The organism is Shewanella sp. A32 (assembly GCF_029167175.1).
Lineage (GTDB): Bacteria > Pseudomonadota > Gammaproteobacteria > Enterobacterales > Shewanellaceae > Shewanella > Shewanella yunxiaonensis.
Genome location: NZ_JARFTS010000044.1, coordinates 1 through 7,021, shown reverse-complemented (window position 1 = coordinate 7,021; position 7,021 = coordinate 1). Strand labels below are relative to the sequence as shown.

Genomic DNA, 7,021 nt, shown 5'->3' with positions numbered 1-7,021 from the left:
TTGCTGTGACACAGGCATAGCAGCAACCAGTCTTGGCGCGAGCGCCTGACTGATCAGCATCATTGCCAGTGTTGTTAGTAACAGCAAGTTTCGCATCATTGAAAATTTATGCCGTAGTGAAGATTCGATGGGAAGATGACACATACCTTATATAAGGTTCAAGCACTAACTAAATTTAAATTTTTGTTTTTGATCAAGATCAATTATTTATTGGCTTTCTGGAACTTCTAAAAATGTTCACATATTGTATACATTCCACTCGTAAAGACAGCCAACAATAGAGTTATTATCTATGCACGGGGTCGATATCACCGTACATTATTTAACTCGAAAAATATGATTAGGTACCTAAATCTAAGAAGATTTTGTCGACCGTTTTAACAAATTGTCGGGTGTGGCTGCCAGACTTTATGTTGACCAACAAACCTGAGAGGAGGTCAGCATGAAAAAGTTATCTCCAGGAAAATGTAATGGCATAAAGCGCCCCTTCAAGCTAGAAGAAATCTGGCGGATCAGAACTCGACTTGAACTTGAAAACAACCTGATGCTAATTGCACTGCTAAACCTAGCCATTGATAGTAAGTTGAGAGCGAGCGATTTGCTAAATCTGCACGTTTACGATGTATCTTCGCAAGGAGTGATTTATGAAAGGGTACAATGCGTTCAGCAAAAAACAGGCACCGATGTGCATTATGAAATAACCCCGAGAACGCAACAAAGTATCAGTCGGTGGATCTGCTTTGCTTCCTTAGATTCGGGGAGCTTTCTGTTCCCCAGTAATCGCCATAAAGGGCAACCTATCAGTTACTCGTTCTATCGCTCCATTATCAGGAATTGGGCCTCAAAACTTGGGCTGAACGCCGATTATTATGGAACACATTCTATGCGCCGAACGAAGGCAACACTGATCTACGCCAGAACAAAAAATATTAGGGCCGTACAGCTGTTGTTAGGGCATTCAAAGCTAGATAACACCATCCGTTATCTAGGGGTTGAACTTGAGGATGCTTTGCGACTTTCAGAAGAGACAGAATGTTAGGACAATTGAAACAGGCTTTTCTTGCCTCTGAAAAGCCTGTGCCCCATTGCAATTCAGTTGTGTGATTTTGGGCTAGATCTAACACACAAAGATTGACCAAATTTTAGTAATGCGACAAAGTTACTACGTAATCAGTTGATAAGCGCTGATTAAGTATACTGCTTTCAAGCAAGCTTGAGGTGTTAGTGTTGCAGATGAAGCGAGCTTGCACGCAACCACCGCCAGCCAGCTTCAAGTGAGGAACAAACATTCTCAAGGTTGGCGGAATACGGAGAGTTCAGATACAAGGAAGTCAAATAGCCCGTCATCATGCGCACCTCCTACGTAATCTGTCACTCACAAAACAAGCCACGGCAACGGACACGAAAAACCGCGCCGTTGCGTTATGATCGTTAGTCTACACAAAGGAAATTTATGCAAGTACCTGAGTTTGCTGGGTATTTCCCATCTGAGGAGGATCTGGATGCTCAGCAAAAAGCGTTCTACAGAAAGGTCGAAAAATCACTCGACCTTGGTGACTTTATCGATATCGACGGCAATATTGGATATGTCTTTGTCTATTTGTATAAGCTATTAGCTAAATGGAACACAAAAGGTTTTGAATCACTATCAGAGTTTCTAATATATATTTCTGAGCTGTATAAGCATGAAGAAAAACTTTCCAGTTACTGTCTTTTTTGGGCATACGATTGCCTTCTTGGTCTTGAAAGATATGACGATTACTTAGAGAAAACCGAGCCAAAAGTTCTAACAGGAACAAGCACTCATTCTTCTAACCTAAGAATAAACGTCCAGAGGAAAATAGGCCTCCAGGCTAACCCCATTGATATATTGCTAATGTGCGGAGGGAGGAAAACAAAGTTTATCACCAATAATCAAGCGTTATACAAAGAAAAGATTATTGACTGTTTTAATGAATATGGTGAAGAAAATGAAGACTGGTTTGCTATATTCGATTCATGGCTGTCAAATGAAAACTTATATCATCATAGCTTATTCAATGGAGCACCTTTACGGGATAAGCCTGCGTTAAGTTGGAAAATAAAGGCTTATTACTCTGCCTACGATCATTTGGGGAAAATTAAAGAAATCTCTAAAGATGCAGAAAATAAAGCAAGGGAGTTATTAGGAGTCCCAAAGATCGGGGAAGGGTGGGTTTCTGAAACTGAGCTTTATAGGAAGTTAGAAGGTGAATTTTTCAAAACAAAGGTAATACAGCATGGTCAACCATCTTGGTTAGGGCGCCAACATTTCGATATATGGTTTCCAAACTGGAAAATTGCAGTAGAGTATCATGGGAAACAACACTTTGAGCCTGTCGATTTCTTTGGTGGCGAGGAAGCATTTAAGAAAACTGTTGAACGGGATAAACGTAAGATTAATCTGGCTAGAAAACATGGTGTTAAGCTATTTGTTGTCACTGAGCATGATGATCAAGATGAGCTCATACAAGATATATACGAACTTTCTTCTAGGCGAAAGATATTGCCTCCATGCTATAACTAATTGGCCAAATTTCAGTAATGGCACAAAGTGGCTAATCTAACGGTAGCGATTGAGTAGATTGATTTTGTGTTAACTCCAGCACATCATTATTTTCCGAAATTTAGTATCGCTAGAACGAGCACCAAGCGCCTATTTTTTACAAGGATGAATATATGATTTGTGGAGCATGCAAGGCTGAGAACGATCATAATAGTATGTTTTGCAGCAATTGTGGGAGTGCACTTTTACCGGTAAAAAATGGGGTGGTAACTTACAGAGGTTATCTAAATCAAAATCAAGTCTTATGTGAATTTAATACTCATCTGCCACTAAGAAAATTCAAAGGAATTTCGAGATTGACTGGTGCACAGGTTGTAAAAGGTTCCGAAGTATTATTTGAAATTGATGATGATGATATTGTCAATCTTCGTTCAGTTCCCGAACCAGCACCAAGCTTGGAAACTTTTGATATTCGAGGTGGGGATTATCCTACTGGCGAGTATGTAATGTCTGAAGATGGTGCTTGTCTAATATCCACAAAAGGTCAAAAAATTTATGCATTCCTCGCTGGAGCCAAAGTCGAAAAGATTACAGAGGAACGAGCACAAGAAAAGCTAAAGAGTGTCATGATCGGTAGTGTCGCGGCTATAGCAACGTTGGGTGTGGGTCTTGCTGTTGGAGCCATGCATGCAGCTAAAAAGTTTTACCTTTTAGAAGTTACACTGGTATCAGGTAAATTTTTTATTGTTAAGTGTAGACCCAAAAGCTATGAAAAATTGCTGTTGTCCGCTCATAAATCTGCTCCTCTAGATATTGATATAGATAAGCTTTTTAACATTGAAAATATTAGAGATTGTGGGGGATTAGTCAGTAGTGAAATCAGTAATCTTGATAAGATCATCAGCCCTAAAACACGAAATTTATTGATGGGAATAGCTTTTGTTGTGTTTGTCGTAATAATTTTAGCAAACGCTAATTAAAATAGACATGCCCCATTACTTGTTTCGGCATCGTTTGCTGGAAGATTCTGGGACATGATTGTTGAGCACATTTTAGTAATACAACAGAGTGACTGTAATATCGGTGGCGATCTAATCATTAATGAGTATAGGTAAACACATAACAAACAAAGGCAGCATCGCCCTGCGGGCTGGACGCGCTAACGAGCGCCGCTGCTTTGGGCGTTACAAGTCTTAAGGAAGCGCAGAGAAATGGAAGATCCCTATAAAATATTTCGCGTTCTTATCAAATTCATGGATGAGAAATATGTGGATTCATTCTTAAATGATGGCCTCCTGTTCATGAATAATATTGATTATTTTAGAAACTACGAGGATGCAGATGTAGCACTTCGAGGAGATGTACACGAAGGTTTAGCTGCAACCTATAAGGCTGAGAGGCTTACGATCACACTCGGCGATCATCTTCTGGAGGGTGCTGTGGGCAAAGTAGACCTTCGTTATAACCATGAAGGTGATACCAATATCTACAGCATGACTAAAATTAGTGACGGCAAAATATTAGAGGCTGGTGATGCTGGTCTTTTCCTATCCGAAAAGTTCATAAAATTTGGCAATCGAGCAGTTGTTATAGGTGGCTCAAATATCGTTGAATTTGAGAGCAGATTAAAAAAAGCTCTTTCAAACGACTCGAATATATACACTCCACGAGAAGATAATGTGCTTGCAAAGCAAGTTTCATACTTAAGCCGTGAAGAGCATCATGGCCAAATGGACGTTTTCGATAAATTTTCTGATTATACGTGGCAGCACGAATGGAGAATTGCTTTTAAGCAGAAACAGGCCTCAGGCGCATATCCTCTAAAAATCGGCAAACTGTCTGATATCTCTAGCGTGTTTGAAACCGAATCTTTAATTAGGGAGCCGTTAAAGCTTGTGCCAAACAACTTGTAACAAGGCCATGAAATACGTTCCGGCCGCAGAATGCGCGGCCTCCACCGGACTGCCTACGCGTTGCTTCGGCAGCAGATTATGGCGGCGTTAGGCAATACATTATGGAGAGTAGTGAATGCCGGAGAATAAAGTAGCCAGAAAGGAAAGCGAAGTATTTAAAGAACTAGAAGATCTTTGCCATTCGCCCGGCTACGTTCACGTAATCGCATATTTCTGTTTTAGAGATAACACCATCAGGTATGCTGATGAAGTGAAGCCAGAAGACGTTTTGCAACAGTTTTCAATGGAGCGATTGGTAAGAACAGAAATATCCACCCTAATTGGAATGGTATGTAAAAAAGATATAGATGAAAGCTTACCTTCTCCAGACTTGATGCAGAAATATATTAGTAAAACTGACGCCCTACTTCAGGAATTGCATCATTCCATGATGCCGCCACTAAAAGAAATATTTGACCCAAGTAAAATTGGTGGCGATAGCTTTAATCCTTTCAATTCTGGCGCCGTATTAAGAGAATCAATATTTTATGGTGGAGAATCGGCATATCACTTTCAGTATAGAGATCTATCGAAAGATAAGTATAGAAAAGATAACGATTGGCTGATTGAAAATAAAGGCTACTCGCTTGAGCAGGCTATGTCTGTTATAGAGTCTATTCAGGTTTTTCAAAATGATAAGATTAATGATGTTTTCGCTGGTCTAATTGAAAAGCATCCGAATGAATGGAGTCTCTTTGAAGCCTATACGTTTTCTTCAGTAGAAATAGCCGGTAAATCCGAATTAAATGTTGATGTTGCTAAAAAAGTTATTGAGTCGTTTGTTTCGCCTGTTGGGCAGGAAGACTTTACCTCCTTAGATGACTTTAACCCGATAAACGCCTATCCAATCATAAAGCTTCAAGCCGACAAATACCTTTTGTTTCAAAATTACAGTTTGGTTGAGGCACTATATGAGACCCCATTTTTTTGGTTCCATTCGGATGCAGCATACAGAAGTATTGCGATGCGTCATCGAGGTGAATTTACCGAAGAATTTTCGAGTGCAAGGCTTAAGCGTGTTTTCGGAGAAAGGCGAGTATTTCAAAACGTTTATATATTAGACGAAAGGGGCAACAGGGTAGGCGAAATAGATGTGCTTGTAGTGTTTGCAAACAGAGCAATAGTATTGCAGGCAAAATCAAAAAAACTAACCATATCTGCTCGCAAAGGGAACGACATTTCTCTAAAGGATGACTTCAAAAAGGCGGTTCAAGATGCCTATGATCAAGCCCTGTCATGCTCCAATTGCTTAACCAATATTAGCTATAAAATAGTTGATGAGAAAGGTAATGAAATAGCATTCAGAAGAGATTTCAAAGAGATTTATCCTTTCTGTGTGGTGTCTGATCATTACCCAGCTTTGTCATTTCAAGCTAGGCAGTTCCTAGAGCAAAAGCCTACCGATGTAATCAAGCCAGCTTTTGTGATGGATGTCTTTTTCTTGGATGTCGCAACAGAAATATTAAAGTCTCCTTTGCATTTCCTAAGTTACGTTAATAGAAGGACGATGTATGGTGATAAAATATTATCCACACATGAGCTAACAATATTGTCGTACCATCTAAAACAGAATCTCTGGATGGATGGTGAATATACTATGATGCAGTTGGGAGATGATATTTGTGCTGACCTAGATCTTGCAATGCTAGCCAGACGAGACGGAATTCCTGGCAGTGCAACTCCAGATGGAATATTAACAAAGTACGAAGGAACGCACTTTGATCGGTTGGTTAAGGATATTGAATTACGTGACCATCCAGCCACGGTAGATTTCGGCTTTATGCTGTTGACGCTTAGCGGTGACACAATTGAAATGATTAATGACGGGATATCTAAGCTGATAGAGCTGGGGCAAAAAGATGGCAAACATCATGATTTAACGCTTGGTATAAGTGAAGACAGTTCGGGGCTTACTATTCATTGTAATGATGACTCAGACGCCGAAGCTGCAAAGCGGTTGGATCGTCACTGCGAGCTTAGGAAGTATGAACAGAAGGCTAACCAATGGTTTGGTGTTTGCATTGGCTCCGAATCCCAGAGATTGAGATTTGGGGTTAATAAGGATTTCAAATGGGAATGGTCAAATGAAATGGATGAGGCGACTAAAGATCTTCCCAAGCCGCAGACGTGGAAAGGAAAAAATAAGGTCAACTTTCAAACAGTAACTAGAAAATCGAAGAAAATAGGGCGTAATGAAAAATGCCCGTGCGGAAGTGGGAAAAAATACAAGAAGTGCTGCTCAAAGTAAGGATCTTGATCCGGCTATGCCTAACAAAAAGCTGCACACGGATAAATTACTCGCTGCGCTCCTAATTTACCGGTGAGATTGGCGTTAAACCATAGAAATTTTAATCCGAAAAGACTAATTAGTGCAAAAGTTCTATCACGTTTATGTCCAAATGTGAGTTTGAAACACAAGCAGTCATTCAACTACAGGCACATCTTGCTACGCAAGAACGCGAATAAAATGTACTAGCTCAGACCTGATCTGACAGTTACCCATTTTTCTGGTGCCTCCGTCAGATTAGATTTGAGCTAAATTCTT

The 7,021-nt window shown here is 40.1% G+C and carries 5 protein-coding genes; all 5 read left to right on the top strand.

Going from position 1 to position 7,021, the window contains the following annotated elements:
- The first annotated feature begins 442 nt into the window (after positions 1-442).
- The 5 genes from PY479_RS17255 to PY479_RS17235 all read left to right on the top strand — a co-directional run bounded on the left by PY479_RS17255 (position 443) and on the right by PY479_RS17235 (position 6,724).
- Positions 443-1,039, top strand: a complete 597-nt coding sequence (locus PY479_RS17255; RefSeq protein WP_212594590.1) for a tyrosine-type recombinase/integrase — start codon at positions 443-445, stop codon at positions 1,037-1,039.
- Positions 1,040-1,453: 414 nt separating this feature from the next.
- Positions 1,454-2,545, top strand: coding sequence for a hypothetical protein (locus tag PY479_RS17250; protein ID WP_275484511.1), 1,092 nt, complete (start codon positions 1,454-1,456; stop codon positions 2,543-2,545).
- A gap of 152 nt (positions 2,546-2,697) precedes the next feature.
- Positions 2,698-3,504, top strand: coding sequence for a hypothetical protein (locus PY479_RS17245; protein WP_275484510.1), 807 nt, complete (start codon positions 2,698-2,700; stop codon positions 3,502-3,504).
- 231 nt (positions 3,505-3,735) lie between these two features.
- Positions 3,736-4,437: a hypothetical protein gene (locus PY479_RS17240; protein ID WP_275484509.1), complete on the top strand. Its 702-nt coding sequence runs from the start codon at positions 3,736-3,738 to the stop codon at positions 4,435-4,437.
- Positions 4,438-4,552: 115 nt separating this feature from the next.
- Entirely contained in the window at positions 4,553-6,724 is a 2,172-nt protein-coding gene (locus PY479_RS17235; RefSeq protein ID WP_275484508.1) for an SEC-C metal-binding domain-containing protein, read from the top strand.
- The last annotated feature ends 297 nt before the right edge of the window (positions 6,725-7,021 follow it).

What these genes read in the sequence shown, in the direction of transcription:
- PY479_RS17235 (WP_275484508.1), top strand. Translation starts at nt 4,553, where the DNA reads ATGCCGGAGAATAAAGTAGCCAGAAAGGAAAGCGAAGTATTTAAAGAA.
- PY479_RS17255 (WP_212594590.1), top strand. Translation starts at nt 443, where the DNA reads ATGAAAAAGTTATCTCCAGGAAAATGTAATGGCATAAAGCGCCCCTTC.
- PY479_RS17250 (WP_275484511.1), top strand. Translation starts at nt 1,454, where the DNA reads ATGCAAGTACCTGAGTTTGCTGGGTATTTCCCATCTGAGGAGGATCTG.
- PY479_RS17240 (WP_275484509.1), top strand. Translation starts at nt 3,736, where the DNA reads ATGGAAGATCCCTATAAAATATTTCGCGTTCTTATCAAATTCATGGAT.
- PY479_RS17245 (WP_275484510.1), top strand. Translation starts at nt 2,698, where the DNA reads ATGATTTGTGGAGCATGCAAGGCTGAGAACGATCATAATAGTATGTTT.